Consider the following 16119-nt stretch of genomic DNA (forward strand, 5'->3'; position numbering starts at 1 on the left):
TGCGTGGAAATCGTGACCGGGATCGAGTGCTCGAGCCACCAACTCGTCATTGCTTCGCTGCGCTCGCGATGACGGCGCGGAGAGAGTTCGCTCTTGCTATTTACTGCTGCGCGCCCGGAAGCAGTTGCGGCAGCAGTCCGCGCGTCACGCCGGGCGGCACGGCATCGAGCCCGAGCACTGCGCTCGCGGCCGGCAGCGCCGCGTCCGCCATCGCGGCGTGACCTTCGGCGCTCGGATGCACGGCGCCGCCATAGATGGCGGAGAGCACGCCCCAGGTCGCGTCGTGGATGTCGGTCGGCTGGCTCGCGGCCGGCAGGCCTTGCGGATAGGTCATGGCCGCGAAGTAGCTGTCATTGGCGTCGCGGATCCAGCGCGCGCGCGGCAGATAGGCGCGGAATTCGGAGGCGCTGCGGCCGCACAGCATCGGCTGGCTCGCCGCGCTCACGATATCGGGATTGAAGCTCTGGCCGTTCTCGGCAAAGCAGGTGCGGTCGAATTCCGGATCGTTGCCCGAATGCGCGCAGAAGCCGTGATCGGCGAACGCGGCCTGGTGCGCGTCGACGAAGGTCATGCGGTCGGCTTCCGGATCGCGGCACAGCGCACCGCGGGTGCAGGTGGCAAGGCCCTTCAGTTGCGGCAGGAATTCCGTGTCGACGAAGGTCGAGACGCGGGCGAGGCGCTGCGGGTCGGCGTTGAAGGACGGGTGGATGTCGAAGCCGGCGCGGCCGCCGCGGCAGGGCACGCCGCCATCGGCGAGCGCCGGGTTGGCGTAGGAGACATAGACCACGTGCGAGAGGTCGCCGCCGACCAGCGGCTTAAGCGCCTCGCGCAACTTGACGAAATTCTGCGGCAGCTCGCGCGCCAGCGCATCGCGGGAATCATCGACGTTCGCCATCACGCCGGAGCGGCGGAACAGGGCGCGCTCGGTCGCGGTGTCGACGATGACGTCGGCGACGAGGCCGGAGAAATAGACGTCGTTGGCGCCGACCGAGAGCAGCACGAGGTCGAGCGTGCGGTCGGGCTGGCGCTTCCTGGCGGCGGTGAGCGCTTCACGCAACTCGGCAACCTGCGCGTTCACGCTGGTGTTGCAGACGCCGGTCTTGCCGGGCGGACATTCGCGGGCGCGCTGCGAGCCGAGCAGTCCGTCGCCAATGCTGGCGCCGGTGCAAGCGAGCGGCAAAAAGGTCACCGCGACGTGGGTGTAGCGCACAGCGAGCGCCAGCGCGGTGCGGGCCTGGTAGCTGTAGAGCGAGCGGTGGCAGGGTGAGTTGAACCAGAGCGCGCCGTAGCGCTGCCAGTTGGCGAGCGAATCCGGCGCCTCGCAGGCGCGGCCGCCTTTGTAGCCGGCGCGGCTCGGTCGGTAGTACTGGCCGCCGGCGGCGGTGCCGAGATAGGAGCGGAAGCAGAAGCCTTCGTCGGACAGCGCCAGCGGCCGATCCGGATTGCCTTCGCCCGAGGCGATGCTGTCCCCCAAGCCGGCCACGAAGATGTCGCGAACCTGGATCTCGGCCTGGACACGCTGGGTCGGATCGGAGCCGGAGGAGACGTCCACGCTCGCGACCGTCTGCTTGCCATAGCGGACCCGCAGATTGACCGGCTCGGCGCAGTCGAAAGTCGAGGTCTGCGGCCCGTCGCCGTCGTCGAACGACCAGGCGCAGGTAGCGCCGACCGGCACCGCGCCGGTGAGGCGCACGGTGACGGGGTGATCGACCGGGGTGAGGTAGTTTTCCTTCACGTTGTCCCGGGTGCAGGGCTGGTTGACCCGGCCCTGGAGGTCGATGCAGAGGCGGTTGACCATGTTGCGGGCCCAGCCCCGACCCTCGCTCTGGAGTTCCAGCGATTGTTCGGCGGCGAGAATGCTGCGGTTACCCGCATTCTCGACATGGAGCAGGAAATCACGCTCCTCGCGGAACAGCCGGAAGCGGTTGCGCACCTCCCAATTGATCTGCAGGGCGCCGGAGTCCTGCGCGGCGGCGCGCTCGGGCGGCAAGGCGGTCAGGATCCCGGCAAGCAGCAGGGCGCCTGCGGAGAGAGTGCGAAGGGATGCTCGGATCATGGCCCGCGTCTTCAACGGCAAAGTTGAGGCGGAAATAAGAGAGCATTGCTCCCCCGCCTGCAACCTTTGTCTGGACCGTCCGCGTCAGCGCTTGTTGGCCTGCCGCAGCAGCCGCTCGCGCTCCATGGGCGTCACCTGCTTGGGCAGGTTGGCCTGTGCGCAGGCCTCCGCCAGCCGCCGCCGCTCCTGCCAGGGCTCCACCACGTTCATCCAGAGCTCGCGCGCGCCCATGATGGAGATGGCGAGGCCGAACGGGATCACGAAATAGAGAATGCGGAACACCAGCAGCGTCGCCAGCAGCTGCTCGCGGCCGAATTCCGGCAGCGCCACCAGCATGGCGGCATCGAACACGCCGATCGAGCCGGGGGCATGGCTGGCGAAGCCGAGCAGGGTCGCCAGGATGAACACCACGGCAAGCGACAGAAAATCGATCTGCGGACTGGCCGGCACCAGCAGATACATCGCCAGCGCGCAGAAGCCGAGATCGACCACGCCGATGAGGATCTGCACCAGCGTCAGCGGCGCCGAGGGCAGCACCACCTTCCAGCCCTTTTGGCCGAGCTCGCGCCGCTTCTCGCCCATGCAGAGCCAGACCAGATATGCGGCGATCGAGGCGAGGCCGCCGAGCGCGATCAGCCGATTGATCGATGACGGCAGCTGATCCATGTAGGACGCGGCGTCGGGATGGATCGCCATGCCGATCGAGAGCACGAAGATGTTACCGAGCCAGAAGGTCAGCCCCGACAGGAAGCAGATTTTCGCGACGTCGATCGCGTTCAGCCCGTAATCGGAATAGATCCGGAAGCGGATCGCGCCACCCGTGAACACCGTGGCGCCGATGTTGTGGCCGATCGAATAGGACGTGAAGCTGGAGAGCGCCGCGATGCGATAGGGCACGTGCTTCTTGCCGATCGTTCGCAGTGCAAAAAAATCGTAGAAGGTCAGCGTACAGAACGCGAAAAAGACGCAGATCGCCGCCAGCCCGATATTGCCGCGGGGAATCTCGGTCAACGCGGTCAGGATGACACCGGTATCGATGCCCTTGAGGGTCCGCACCAGCGTGGTGATCGCGAAGGCGATGATGAAGACGCTCGCGGCAATGCCGAGCCGTCGCCAGCCGATCCATCTCTTGAAGCCGCGTTTCAGCGCGGGCAGCAGTCCGTGCATTCGTCCTCCCGGCGGGGGGCAAAACCGACCGGGCCAGAGATTGGCCGGTCGGGTGCGATCACTGCCCGAAATGGGCTTCGATCGCTAGGCATGATGTAGCTCATTTAAGGCAAAAACAGTAACTTGTGCAGCCCTTGACAATGATAGGTTCTGCGCCGGACCGGCCACTTTTGTCATACGCGGTTCACATCGGGCGGGCGTTAAGCATATGAGTCGTGGGACCGGTTCGGCTCTCGCGTCCGTGTCTCGGCATGGTTTCAAATCCTGGCGCGGTCGGCATTGTTCCAGCTCAAGCGATGCGGGCTTTTTTGGAACGCCGATGCCGGGTGCCCGTTAGGCCACCATCAGCAATCGAACATGGCGGAATACGCGGCTTTTCTTGCAGGCCGCTGCGTCCGTGTTCCCGAAACCTCGAGAGGATCGGACCGATGGGACTGTTCACGAAAGACATCAAGACCATGAACGACCTGTTCGTGCACCAGCTTCAGGACATCTATTATGCCGAGCAGCAGCTCGCCAAGGCCCTGCCGAAAATGGCCGACAAGGCCACCGATCCGCAGCTGAAACAGGGCTTTTTGACGCACCTCGAAGAAACCAAGCAGCACGTCAAGCGGCTGGAGGAAGTGTTCAAGATGCACGGTGCTCAGGTGAAGGCGGTCGACTGCCCGGCGATCGACGGCATCATCGAGGAGGCCGACGAGACCGCCGGCGAGGTCGCGGACAAAGCGGTGCTCGACGCCGCCCTGATCAACGCAGCGCAGGCCGCCGAGCATTACGAGATCGCCCGCTATGGCAGCCTGATCGCCTGGGCCAAGCAGCTTGGCCGCAATGACTGCGCCAGCGTGCTCGCCAAGACGCTGGAGGAAGAGAAGGCGACCGACAAGAAGCTGACCACGCTCGCCGAGAGCAAGGTGAATCTCCGCGCGGCCAGCTAAGGTGAGGTAATCAAAAAAAGCGCCGCGCGGCCATCCGCGCGGCGCTTGCATGTGACGCATCCATCATTCGGTCATTGTCGAAACATGACGGCGGGATGGAAGCGTATGTTTCGCATGGGGCTGCAACCGAGTTGGCAGCATGCGAGCAAGCACCATCAAAAATGAATCCTTCGGCGACGGAGCCGGCGCGCCGCGTGCCGGCTCGCGTCTTGCAACCTCCCTCACGCTCGCCGCGATGAGCCTCGGCTATGGCGTGGTGCAGCTCGACGTCACCATCGTCAACACCGCGCTCGGTGCGATGGGCAGGACGCTCGGCGGCGGCGTCGCCGAGCTGCAATGGGTGGTCAGCGCCTACACCATTGCATTTGCCGCGTTCATTCTGACGGCCGGCGCGCTCGGCGACCGGATCGGCGCCAAGCGCATCTTCATGGCGGGCTTCGCCATCTTCACCGCGGCCTCGCTCGCCTGCGCACTGGCGCCCAATGCGGCCGTGCTGATCGCAGCGCGGCTGGTCCAGGGCCTGGCGGCGGCGATCCTGGTGCCGAATTCTCTCGCGCTGCTCAGTCATGCCTATCCGGACGACCGCGAGCGCGGCCGTGCCGTGGCGGTCTGGGCCGCCGGAGCGAGCCTTGCCCTCACCGCGGGCCCGTTCGTCGGCGGCGCGCTGATCACGCTGGTCGGCTGGCGCGCGATCTTCCTGGTCAATCTGCCGATCGGGCTTGCCGGCCTGTGGCTGAGCTGGCGTTACGCCAGCGAAACCACGCAGGCGCGCTCGCGCGAGATCGATCTGCCCGGACAGCTTGCCGCGATCGGTGCGTTGGGGGCGCTGGCCGGCGCGATCATCGAAGGCGGTTCGCTCGGCTGGGAACATCCAGCCGTGATCGCGGCCTTCGTCGGAGCCGCCATTCTCGGCGCGCTTTTCGTCTGGCGCGAGAGCCGCGCGGTACAGCCGATGCTGCCGCTGTCGCTGTTCGGCCACCGGCTGTTCGCGCTGACTTCGCTCGTCGGGTTGCTCGTCAACATTGCGATCTATGGCCTGATCTTCGTGCTCAGCCTGTACTTCCAGAGGATCAACGGGCTGTCGGCGTGGTGGACCGGTCTCGCCTTCGTGCCGATGATGGGGGCGGTGCTGCCGTTCAATCTGCTGGCGCCGCGCCTCGCCGAGCATATCGGCCCGTGCCCGACCATCGTCGTCGGCGCCTGCGTCTCGGCGCTTGGCTGCCTCGGCCTGCTCTGGATCGAGGCCGGGACGAGCTATTGGGCGATCCTTGCCCAGATGATTGCGATCAGCGGCGGACTTGGGCTGCTGGTGCCGCCGCTGACCTCGACCTTGTTGGGCAGCGTCGAGAAGGCGCGCTCCGGTATCGCGGCGGGCGTCCTGAACGCGACGCGGCAATCCGGCAGCGTCCTCGGCGTCGCGCTGTTCGGCTCGCTGGTGGCCTCGGAGGGGGCGTTCGTGACCGGCATGCATCTGTCGCTGATTCTGTCGGCGGCGGTGCTGCTGCTCGCCGCCGCCGTGATCGGCCTCGGTGCACCGGCGCGCGGATGAACAATCCGAGCGAATGGACACACCTTCCGTTCACCATCCCCGAAGGGGGCACGTAGCCAGTTACCGACTATCCACCTCTGTCGGTTCAAGTGCGGGTCGATAGGGGCCTGCAATGTACCAAGTATTCTACTGTCTCGCCGAAGAGCACGACTGGCGGCTTGTGGCGCTTGGCGGCGCTGTGTGTCTGCTCGCAAGCGCGGCGGCGATCAGCCTGTTTCACCGGGCTCGGGCGTCGAACGGCCCCGGTCGCCTGGCCTGGATCGCCCTGGACGCCGCCGTCAGCGGATGCGGCATCTGGGCGACGCATTTCATCGCGATGCTCGCCTACGGGCCGGGTGGCGCCGGCGCTTACAACATCCCGGTGACGATCCTTTCCCTGGTCTTCGCGATCTCCGTGACCTTCGTGGGGCTGAGCATCGCGGTATCATCCTCACGCGCGCCGTGGATCGTGCTCGGCGGCGCAATCGTCGGCACAGGCGTCGCGACGATGCACTACACCGGCATGGCCGCGCTGGAGATGCCGGCGCGCGTGGACTGGATCGGAAGCACGGTTGCCGCCTCCGTGCTGTTCGGAGTTGTGTTTGCAGCGCTCGCGCTGTTCGTCGCAGCGCGGCGCGACAACCGCTTCCATGCGCTGGCCGCGACCGCCCTGCTGACGGTCGCCATCGTCGCGCATCATTTCACCGCGATGGGCGCGGTGCTGCTGACGCCGGACCCGACGATCGCGATCAGCGGGCTGTCCGTCTCGCCGGCCTCGCTGTCCTTCCTCACCGCAGGTGCCGCTGTTGCGATCATCGCGATTGCGCTCGTGGCCGCGCTGCTCGACCGCCGCGCCAAGGGCGAGCTGGGCCGCCAGCAGATCGTGCTGGACACGGCGCTCGAGAACATGTCGCAGGGACTGTGCATGTTCGACGCGGACGGCAAGATCATCCTGTTCAACGAACGCTATGCCGCGATGCTCGGCCGCACCGACATCCCGCTCGCCGGCCGCCTGCTGGTCGATGTGCTGCGGGAGGAGCAGGCCAGGGGCCAGTGGCAGGGCGATGCGGGCGAATTCTTCGCCCGCCTCGTCGCCGACGCGCGCGAGAGCCGTACCACGACCGATGTCGTCAGCAGGCTGGGCCGGTCCATCCGGGTCGTCAACCAGCCGATGCAGGGTGGAGGCTGGGTCGCGACCTTCGAGGACATCACCGAATGGCTGGAGGCGCAGGCCAAGATCTCGCACATGGCCCGCCATGACGCGCTGACAAGTCTGCCGAACCGCGTGCTGTTCCACGAGCAGCTCGAGCAGGGATTGCTCCGGACCAGGTCGGGCGACCAGCTCGCGGTGCTTTGTCTCGATCTCGATCATTTCAAGGACATCAACGACTCGCTCGGCCATCCCATCGGCGATGCGCTGCTCAAGGAGGTCGGCCGCAGGCTGAAGGCCACCGTCGGCGAGAGCGACACCGTCGCGCGGCTCGGCGGCGACGAGTTCGCCGTGGTCCAGATCGGACGGTCGGAGGAAACCGCGGCAAGATCCCTTGCCGGCCGCCTCGTCGAGGTGGTCTCGGCGCCTTACGAGATCGACGACCATCAGATCGTCATCGGCGTCTCGATCGGCATCTCGCTGGCGCCGCAGGACGGCAACAATCCGGACGAGCTGTTGAAGAACGCCGACCTCGCGCTGTATCGGGCCAAGGCGGACGGCCGCGGCACCTATCGGTTCTTCGAGACCGGCATGGATGCGCGCGCGCAGGCGCGGCGCCTGCTGGAGATGGATCTGCGCGCGGCGCTGCAACGCGACGAATTCGAGGCGTACTATCAGCCGATCCGCGACGTCGCCAGCGGTCGCGTCGTCGCCTTCGAGGCGCTGCTGCGCTGGAACCATCCGCAGCGCGGCCTTATCGCGCCGATCAGCTTCATTCCGCTGGCCGAGGAGACCGGACTGATCGTTCAGCTCGGCGAGTTCGTGCTGCGCGGCGCCTGCGCCGACGCGGCCACCTGGCCCGACGATGTCGACGTCGCCGTCAACCTGTCGCCGGTGCAGTTCAAGAATCCGAACCTGATCGCATCCGTGACCGAAGCGCTGGCCGCTTCGGGACTCGATGCGCGCCGTCTCGAGCTCGAGATCACCGAATCCGTGCTGCTTCAGAACAGCGAGACGACGCTGACCACCCTGCACGAGCTGCGTGCCATGGGCGTGCGCATCTCGCTCGACGATTTCGGCACCGGCTATTCGTCGCTGAGCTATCTGCGCAGCTTCCCGTTCGACAAGATCAAGATCGACCGCTCCTTCGTGTCGGAGCTGGCGACACGGGAGGATTCCATGGCGATCATCCGCGCCGTGACCGGTCTCGGCCGCAGCCTCGGAATCGTCACCACGGCGGAAGGCGTCGAGAACGACGCGCAGCTCGAGCTGCTCAGGCGCGAGGGCTGCACCCAGGCGCAGGGTTATCTGTTCAGCAAGCCGCGGCCGGCTTCCGATGTCGCGATCATGCTGAACCGGCCGCGGCTGCGCGCGACCGCCTGAGGTCAGCCGCGGCGCAGCGCGAAATGCGCGCCGCAGAACGCCATCACGGCGCCGAGGCATAGCGCCGCAAGCCCGGCCAGCACGCCCGAGACCGTAGGGATCGGGCTGGGCGCCGAGGCAACCTGGCCCGCGCCCGCCAGCAGGAGCACGCCGACCGCGATCAGGAACTGCCGCATCCGTTGCGGGATCTGGCCGTCGGCGGCGCTCTGCATCAATGTCGCGGTGAAATAGCCGCCGGAGAAGCCAACCGAGGCGATCAGCCACCAGGCGATCGCCGCGCCCGCCGGGATGAACTCATGCGTGTCGGAGTGCCAGAGGCCCCCGAGGTCGAGCCCGTAGCGCGCGCCCAGCATGTGCACCGCAAGCGCGAGCAGCACGCCGGAGATCACGGCGGCGCCGAGAATCAGGCGGCGCGGGAAAAAGATCGTCTCAGCCATGCCCCGCTTGTAGGATGGGGGAGGGCGATGATGCAAGCTGATCGCGGATTGGATTGATTGTGAAGATGCAGGGCGCGGGAGCCGACGCGGCGCCGGTCGCGAGCTATGCCTACAAGGCGTCGCTGATCGGCTCGGCGCATCGCTTCGAACTGACGGACGAGGGGCTCTCCTGGCACATCCCCGGCCGTTCCGGCCTGTGGCGCTATGACGAGATCAGTGCAATCCGGCTGTCGTTCCGACCCGTCTCGATGCAGCAGCACCGCTTTCGCGCCGATGTCAGCCACACCAAGGGCGGCCGTATCGCGATCCTGTCGACGAGCTGGCAGACCGCGGCGCTGATGGCGCCGCAGAACAATGGTTTTCGCGATTTCATCATCGAGCTTCATGCGCGGATGGCGAAAGCGGGCAGCCGCGCTGTGCTGACCGCCGGTCTGGGCCGCCAGACCTATGCCGCGGTGCTGGCCTTCCTGGCGGTGCTGACGGTGGCGATGACGGGACTCCTGATCCGCGCGCTCATGATCGGCGAATTGGCGGGCGCGCTGTTCATCATCGGATTTGCCGCGCTGTTCGCCTGGCAGGTCGGCGGCTTCGTGCGGCGCAACCGGCCGCAGAGCTACAGCTTCGATCGCGTGCCGAAGGCCTTGCTGCCCTAGCTGCAATCGTCCGCAATCAAACGTGACTTCGCGCGCCGGCGCCGGTGTCGGATCGTGCAGCCATGTCCACCCTGGATCGCAGCGCGCGCCGGCCTACGGCCGATGAGATCGCCGAGATCAACCGCACGCACCTGATCGACACGCCGCTCGCGCCGGCCGATCTGTTGTTCGTGTTCGGGACCCGGGAGGATGTCGCACTGCGCGCCGACACCGCGGCGCGGCTGTGGCGCGAGGGCTATTTTCGTTGGTCGATTGTCAGCGGCGGCGTGACGCCGGGCTCGGAGCAATCCGAGTGCACGATCATCAAGGCGGCGATGATTGCGGCGGGTATTCCGGCGGAACTTGTCCTCGAGGAGCATCGCGCCATGAATACCGGGGAGAACGTGATTTTCTCGCTGCCGGTCATCGATGCGGCGCTCGGACTGCAGAACATTCGCAGCGTGATCTGTCTCGGCAACACCTGGACCGCGCGGCGCTACCCGATGACGTTGCATCGGCACTGGCCCGAGGTCGAGAAGATGCTGCTCACCGTCGACAGCTTCGCGACGCCCCGCGCGCTCTGGCATACCGATGCCGAATTTTGCCGCCGCATGCTGCATGAATGGGACAAGATCGAGCCGTACAGGGCGGAAGGCTTCATCGCTGAATGGCCGAAGACCTGAGAGCTACTCCGTCGAGTCGAAATCCTCTTCCTTTGTGCCGAGCAGCGACACGAGCGTGCGCAGGCCGGCATCGAGCTGCTCGAACGTGGGCGGGGCGAGCGCGAGGCGCACCGCATTCGGTGCATGGCCATGAGCTATCGCGAAGGTGGAGGACGGTGTCAGCGCGATGCCGCGCCGGGCCGCCGCGGCGACGAAGGTCTGTGAGCGCCAGTGTGACGGCAGCGTCAGCCAGAGATGATAGGAGCGCGGATCGGCCGAGATCTGGTAGCCGGCGAGCAGCCTTGCCGCGGTCTGCTGCCGGCGCGAGGCGTCGATCCGCTTCAGCCGTGTCAGCTCGGCGACGGTGCCGTCGGCCATCAGCCGCTGCCCGGATGCGAGCGCGTGGCCCGAGGCGATCCAGCCGCCGGTCCTGACCGCGCCCATCACGCTTTCGCGCAGATGCGGCGGCGCCACCAGGATACCGAGTGCAAGGCCCGGTGCGACCTTCTTGGACAGGCTGTCGATCACGATGCAGCGCTCCGGCCCGAGCGCGGCCAGCGGGGTGTCGTCGGCGAGAAAGCCGTAGACGCTGTCCTCGATGATGGTGAGGTCGAGCTTCTCGGCGACGCGCATGATGTCGGCGCGCCGCGTCGCGTTCATGGTGACGCCGAGCGGGTTCTGGATGATGGGCTGGAGATACAGCGCCGACAGGTGCGCTTCGCGATGCGCTTTCTGAATTGCATCGGGCCGCGCGCCAAACTCGTCCATCGGAATCGGGACCAGCGTGATGCCGAGCCGCGCCGCGATGCTCTTGACGTAAGGGTAGGTCAGCGCCTCGACGCCGCAGCGGCCGCCGGTGGGAACGAGGGCGGCGAGTGCGGCCGCGAGCGACTGCTTGCCGTTGGCGGTGAAGACGATCTGCTCGGCCTGCGGCGCGAAATCCTTGCGCGCGAGATAGGCGGCGGCGGCATTGCGCGCGCTCTTGGTGCCGGTGCTGGTCGAGACGCGCAGCGCGGATTCGAGCGCGTCGACGCGCTCCAGCCCCGCAAGGCTCTTGGCGATCATTGCCCATTGCTGCGGCAGCAGCGGGTAATTGACCTCGAAGTCGATCCGCGCGTCGCGCGGCTCGCTCAGCGCCTCGACCTCGCGCCTGATGTCGCCGGAGATGAAGGTGCCGCGGCCGACCTCGCCGACGACGAGCCCGCGGCGGAGCAACTCCGTATAAACCCGGCTCGCGGTCGAGACCGCAATGCCACGGTCATAGGCAAAATTGCGCTGCGGCGGCAGCCGGTCGCCGGGCCTTAACGTGCCGTTAGAGATATCCGAGGCAATGGCATCGGCAAGCTTCACGTACTCGAACTTGGACATTATTGCACCGAGAGCAATGTTTCACTTGCTCCGAGCAGTGTACTGGAGCATTTAAGTTCCATCAAGTTCCGCGATTGAGCCGAGGGAGCGAGAGCAATCCAACGGCAAATGAGGTGCAGGCGCTGACAGCGTCTGCGCCAACGGCACCTGCTTCGCCGCACGGAACAGCTGGCCGGAGAAAGAAAAATGACCACGATCTCGCAAACTGCCGGGCGGAGTTTACGCCCATCCTCGTCGGGCGGATTCTTCCGCACGCTCGCCAACGGCGCCTATGCGCTGTTCGACCGCCTGGAGCAACGCTCCGCCGTCAAGACGCTGAACGAACTCGACGACCGCGCCCTGCGCGACATCGGAATCACGCGCAGCCAGATCGAGGACGCGGTCTACGGGCAGTTCAAAGCCGAGCTGACGCGTTATCTGTAAGCTTCTCCGTGTCCCGGACGCGCCGCAGCGTTCTTGCGCTGCTGCGCAGAGCCGGGCCCGGAAGGCCACGCAAAGCGCTGATGCATGGGCCCCGGCTCTGCAGCGCACCGCTGAAGTAGCGCTGCGCTGTGTCCGGGGCACGAGACCTTTGTTCGACGATCGTCATAGCTAGTCATCCTCGCGGCTTGTTCGCCCGAGCTTTGCTTGGTCGCCTTGCCCCCTTGGTGAAAGAGGGCGCAGGGAAGACCGGGTGCCGGCTGGCACCCGCGGTCCACTGTGCGAAGTTGCAGTGAGAAATCTGCACAGTGGCATACAGGTGTAGCCAGGACATCCGGCCTTCCCTGCGCAGTTGTGTTACGGCTTATGTCGCGCTCTCCCCGGGGAGCGATGCACTATTGCCCCCGTCGCCTTGCGGATGGCTGATGCGCGCGCCCGGTTGGACGGCACACATCACCGCAAGACTTGGCGCACAGACCCCGGGCGCCAGGACCACACGATTTTGCCGTACGCGGATCACACCGGTCGTGTGCGCGAGGCCTTCGCTCACGGTTGCCCGCCCTGCGAAGCCGTTCGCGCCGGTGTGGCCCACGTCCACCGCCGTCCGGCCCGCGTTCGTGACGATCGCGATACGCCCCTCTTCCTTGGGCCGGAGTGAGACGACACATACGTCGTTTCCGAATTTCGGTAAAGTGGAATATTTTCGCCGATCGGTATCGACCCATGGATGGCGTGTTTTGCCCGTCGTGTAACGCAAGGTGTTGTGGATGCGCAGGGTGAGTTCCCGCAGCGCAACCACCCTACGAGATCACCTCACCCGCCAACCGCTCGATCACGATATCGAGCAGCGCGCGCAGGCGTGCCAGCCGGCGCAGATCGCGGTGGTAGCCGACAAAAGTGTCCCGGCCGGGCGGCGTTGTACCGATATCGAGCGCGACCAGCCGGCGATCGCGGTCGCCGAGCGGACGCGGCAGCACGGCGAACCCGCCACCGCTCGCGCAGAGCTCGGCCTGCGCCTGCCTGTTATTGCTGCGCGAGGCGATTTCCGCATTCGGCAGCGTGCGCTTCAGCCAGACCGCGTCGGGCATGTCGGCGAATTCAGCATTCATGGTGATGACGCGGACGCCGCTTCCGTCGCCGGCGCGCGGCGCTTTACTGCCCTTCCTGCCGTAGAGCGCGTAGGGAATGTGGAGCAGCTTCCTGGAAATGACTTCAGGCTCGTCGAACCGCTTGATGCGGAAGACGAGGTCGGCCTCGCGGCGCGACAGGCTGTAGAGGCGCGCATCGGTCAGAAGTTCGACCGTCACCCTGGGATGGCGCTCGCCGAAGGCGGCGATCACCGGCGACAGCATCACCGTCCCGAACCACTCCGACGACGACAAACGCAGCAAGCCGTCGAGCTGGGTCTCCGTGCCGGACGCTCGCCGCTCAAGGGCGATCGCCTCCTCCTCGATCCGCTCGGCATGCTGCAGTACGGCTGTACCCTCGTCGGTGAGGACAAAACCATCGGCGGTGCGCTGGAACAGCGTCTGCCCCAATGCCGTTTCGAGGGCTCGAAGCCGTCGTCCCATGGTCGGCTGGGTCTGGCCGATCTTTCGCGCGGCAGCGCCAAGCGTGCCTTCGCGCGCAATCGCCAGGAAGATGCGCAGATCGCTCCAGTCCATGGGCGTCTCACCATACAAAACTGTATGATAATCGTACATCATTGTTCCTTCTCATGCAAAAATTCATGAGCATATTGGAGGCCGACAACGGAGCAGGACAATCATGACGAGACAATCGACGATGCGTGCGGCTGTGCTGGAGACCCACAACGCACCGCTGCGCATCTCAACCATCTCCACGCCCGACATCGGCCCGTCAGAGGTGCTGGTGCGGGTACGTGCGAGCGGGGTCAATCCGCTCGACACCAAGATTCACGCTGGTGCTGCGGCGCATGCGCGCCACCCGCTGCCTGCCATTCTCGGAATCGATCTCGCCGGCACGGTGGAGCGCACCGGGGACCACGTGACGCAGTTCAAGCCCGGCGACGAGGTCTATGGCATGACCGGCGGCGTCGGCGGCGTGCCGGGATCGCTGGCCGAGTTCGCCGCTGTCGGTGCCGACCTGCTGGCGCTCAAGCCTGGCAATCTCAACATGCGGGAAGCGGCCGCCCTGCCCCTCATTTTCATCACGGCCTGGGAGGGCCTGATCGACCGCGCGGCGTTGAAGGCCGGCCAGAAGGTCTTGATTCACGGCGGCGCGGGCGGCGTCGGCCATGTCGCGATCCAGATTGCACGCGCCTTCGGAGCAGATGTGTTCGCGACCGGCTCGCCGTCGCAGCGCGCCACGATCGAAAGTCTTGGCGCTGTCTTCATCTACCGCGACGTTGCGCCCGAAGATTACGTTACGGAGCAGACCGGAGGACGCGGCTTCGACATCGTCTTTGATACCGTCGGGGGCAAGGTGCTCGATGCCTCCTTCGCGGCGGTGCGCCGCTTCGGCCATGTCGTGAGCGCGCTCGGCTGGGGCACGCATGCGCTGGCGCCGCTCTCGTTCCGCGCCGCCACCTATTCCGGCGTGTTCACGCTGCTGCCGCTGCTGTCAGGCGAAGGCCGCGCGCATCACGGAGAGATCATGACGGAGGCGACGCGGCTGGTTGAGGCCGGCAAGCTGATGCCGCGGCTCGACGCCAGGCACTTCACGCTGGAGAGTGTTGGCGATGCCTATGCGCTGATCCGGGATCACGCGACGAAGGGCAAGCTGGTCGTGGATGTCTGAGGCGGAGTCTGCAGCCCGGCTCTGCAAAGCTACGGTCGGGCTAGTCCTCGCTGGACGCCGCGAAACGGTTGCGCAGATAGGCTTGCGACAACAGGAAGAATAATGCGCGCTCGCCCTGATATTTGGCGGACGGCCGCGTGCGCTCGAAGCCATCGGCAAAGACCTTGCCGGACTGGTCGCACACCTGCCATCGCCAGCCAAACCGCTTACGCCTGGTGAGTATCACTTCGTACATGCTGACGGGCTTGGTCCCCTGCTCCTGCCGGTTTCACAGGCGCACGAGCCCGCTCCGGCTTCCCCCATATGAAGGATACCCGACATATAACCCAGCCCAACCGAAAGAGAACAAAATTGATTATCGGAAATACGTATCTTGCACCGGCTTTGACGAAGTCGCGATGCTGCTGGAATAAGCCGGTAAGGCCGGTGTTTAGCGCCGCTCCGGCGCAGCTTGGTAGCCCTGGCAAGGGTATTCAAATCGGAACACAGGCGCGAAAGTCCGGTAAGCAGATGCTCACCGGACTTCCATGACGGACGTCAGCGCCCGACGCGGGCCTGCAGATGCGCGGGATAGCGGTCGCCTTGCACGGCCACCCTGGCCAACACCGCTGCAATGGCCGCGAGATCCGCATCCGACAATGTCACCGCCGCCGCGCCGACATTCTCCTCGAGCCGGTGCAGCCTGGTGGTGCCCGGAATCGGCACGATCCACGGTTTCTGCGCGAGCAGCCAGGCCAGCGCGATCTGCGCCGGCGTCACTTTCCGCGCCGCGGCGATCTCGCCAAGCAGATCCACCAGCGTCCGATTGGATTTTCGTGCGCTGGATGAGAAGCGCGGTACGATATTGCGGAAGTCGCTCGCATCGAACGTCGTGCTCTCGGTGATCGCGCCGGTCAGGAAGCCCTTGCCGAGCGGGCTGAAGGGAACGAACCCGATGCCGAGCTCTTCCAGCGTCGGCAGAACCTCGTGCTCCGGCTCGCGCCACCACAGCGAATATTCGCTTTGCAATGCGGTCACGGGCTGGACCGCATGAGCACGGCGGATGGTCGAGGCGCCCGCCTCCGACATGCCGAAGTGCAAGACCTTGCCCTCGCTGATCAATTCCTTCACGGCACCGGCGGTATCCTCGACGGGCACGCCGGGATCGACACGGTGCTGATAGAACAAATCGATGCGGTCGGTCTTGAGTCGCTTCAGCGCTGCCTCCGCGACTGCCTTCACATTGGCCGGCGTGCTGTCGAGCCCGGCGTCGACCTTCCCGCCCTTGAAGCCGAACTTGGTGGCGATCACCACCTTGTCGCGAAACGGTGCAAGCGCATCACCCAGCAGTTCCTCGTTGAGGAAGGGGCCATAGGCCTCCGCAGTGTCGAACAAGGTCACGCCGCGCTCGAAGGCGGTCCTGATCAGCGTGATCGCCTGCGTCTTTTCCGTCGCCGGACCGTAGCCGTAGCTCAGTCCCATGCAGCCGAGACCGAGGGCGGAAACCTCCAGACCACTCTTGCCCAGTTTGCGCGTCTGCATTGCAGCTCTCCTTGAAAATCACGTTCGACTGCGAACTTAAGCCGCATGACACCCTGCGATTAGATGATAAAATCGGCATGTACTCATGATCGGGACTCAT

General features: G+C 65.8%; 14 protein-coding genes. 7 read left to right on the forward strand and 7 right to left on the reverse strand.

The window, feature by feature from the left end; translation table 11 throughout:
- Positions 1-100: 100 nt before the first annotated feature.
- Positions 101-2056 (reverse strand): SGNH/GDSL hydrolase family protein, encoded by a 1956-nt coding sequence (locus JQ572_RS22855; protein ID WP_211385081.1) that lies wholly within the window; start codon positions 2054-2056, stop codon positions 101-103.
- An 84-nt stretch (positions 2057-2140) separates the two neighbouring features.
- A complete protein-coding gene (locus JQ572_RS22860; RefSeq protein WP_211385082.1) occupies positions 2141-3223 on the reverse strand; it encodes a lysylphosphatidylglycerol synthase transmembrane domain-containing protein in 1083 nt (360 codons plus the stop codon).
- 428 nt (positions 3224-3651) lie between these two features.
- Between JQ572_RS22860 and JQ572_RS22865 the strand changes: the two genes are divergently transcribed.
- From JQ572_RS22865 to JQ572_RS22875, 3 genes are all read left to right on the forward strand, one after another.
- Positions 3652-4158, forward strand: a complete 507-nt coding sequence (locus JQ572_RS22865) for a YciE/YciF ferroxidase family protein (RefSeq protein WP_211385083.1) — start codon at positions 3652-3654, stop codon at positions 4156-4158.
- 139 nt (positions 4159-4297) lie between these two features.
- On the forward strand, positions 4298-5707 hold the full coding sequence (locus tag JQ572_RS22870) for an MFS transporter (RefSeq protein ID WP_211385084.1): 1410 nt from the start codon (positions 4298-4300) through the stop codon (positions 5705-5707).
- 112 nt (positions 5708-5819) lie between these two features.
- Positions 5820-8219 carry a bifunctional diguanylate cyclase/phosphodiesterase gene (locus JQ572_RS22875; RefSeq protein ID WP_211385085.1) on the forward strand — a complete coding sequence of 800 codons (2400 nt, stop codon included), beginning with the start codon at positions 5820-5822 and terminating at the stop codon, positions 8217-8219.
- Positions 8220-8221: 2 nt separating this feature from the next.
- Here JQ572_RS22875 and JQ572_RS22880 read toward each other — a convergent pair whose 3' ends face one another.
- Complete coding sequence (locus JQ572_RS22880) at positions 8222-8656, reverse strand: hypothetical protein (protein ID WP_211385086.1); 435 nt, start codon at positions 8654-8656, stop codon at positions 8222-8224.
- Positions 8657-8721: 65 nt separating this feature from the next.
- Here JQ572_RS22880 and JQ572_RS22885 point away from each other — a divergent pair, with 65 nt between their 5' ends.
- Positions 8722-9309 carry a hypothetical protein gene (locus tag JQ572_RS22885; RefSeq protein WP_211385087.1) on the forward strand — a complete coding sequence of 196 codons (588 nt, stop codon included), beginning with the start codon at positions 8722-8724 and terminating at the stop codon, positions 9307-9309.
- Between the two features lie 62 nt (positions 9310-9371).
- On the forward strand, positions 9372-9971 hold the full coding sequence (locus JQ572_RS22890; protein ID WP_211385088.1) for a YdcF family protein: 600 nt from the start codon (positions 9372-9374) through the stop codon (positions 9969-9971).
- A 3-nt stretch (positions 9972-9974) separates the two neighbouring features.
- Here the strand turns inward: JQ572_RS22890 and JQ572_RS22895 are convergent, their stop codons facing one another.
- On the reverse strand, positions 9975-11318 hold the full coding sequence (locus JQ572_RS22895; RefSeq protein ID WP_211385089.1) for an aminotransferase-like domain-containing protein: 1344 nt from the start codon (positions 11316-11318) through the stop codon (positions 9975-9977).
- 186 nt (positions 11319-11504) lie between these two features.
- Here JQ572_RS22895 and JQ572_RS22900 point away from each other — a divergent pair, with 186 nt between their 5' ends.
- Positions 11505-11741 (forward strand): DUF1127 domain-containing protein, encoded by a 237-nt coding sequence (locus tag JQ572_RS22900; RefSeq protein WP_211385090.1) that lies wholly within the window; start codon positions 11505-11507, stop codon positions 11739-11741.
- A 797-nt stretch (positions 11742-12538) separates the two neighbouring features.
- Here the strand turns inward: JQ572_RS22900 and JQ572_RS22905 are convergent.
- Positions 12539-13402, reverse strand: coding sequence for a LysR family transcriptional regulator (locus tag JQ572_RS22905; protein WP_211385091.1), 864 nt, complete (start codon positions 13400-13402; stop codon positions 12539-12541).
- A gap of 103 nt (positions 13403-13505) precedes the next feature.
- Here JQ572_RS22905 and JQ572_RS22910 point away from each other — a divergent pair, with 103 nt between their 5' ends.
- A complete protein-coding gene (locus JQ572_RS22910; protein WP_249129202.1) occupies positions 13506-14498 on the forward strand; it encodes a zinc-dependent alcohol dehydrogenase family protein in 993 nt (330 codons plus the stop codon).
- Between the two features lie 40 nt (positions 14499-14538).
- Here the strand turns inward: JQ572_RS22910 and JQ572_RS22915 are convergent, their stop codons facing one another.
- The gene (locus JQ572_RS22915) at positions 14539-14733 is read right to left on the reverse strand and encodes a hypothetical protein (protein WP_211385092.1); all 195 of its coding nucleotides are present in this window, start codon (positions 14731-14733) and stop codon (positions 14539-14541) included.
- A 302-nt stretch (positions 14734-15035) separates the two neighbouring features.
- The gene (locus JQ572_RS22920) at positions 15036-16019 is read right to left on the reverse strand and encodes an aldo/keto reductase (RefSeq protein ID WP_211385093.1); all 984 of its coding nucleotides are present in this window, start codon (positions 16017-16019) and stop codon (positions 15036-15038) included.
- Between the last annotated feature and the right edge of the window lie 100 nt (positions 16020-16119).

It is taken from the genome of Bradyrhizobium sp. SZCCT0153, assembly GCF_018129995.1.
Classification (GTDB): Bacteria; Pseudomonadota; Alphaproteobacteria; order Rhizobiales; family Xanthobacteraceae; genus Bradyrhizobium; species Bradyrhizobium japonicum_G.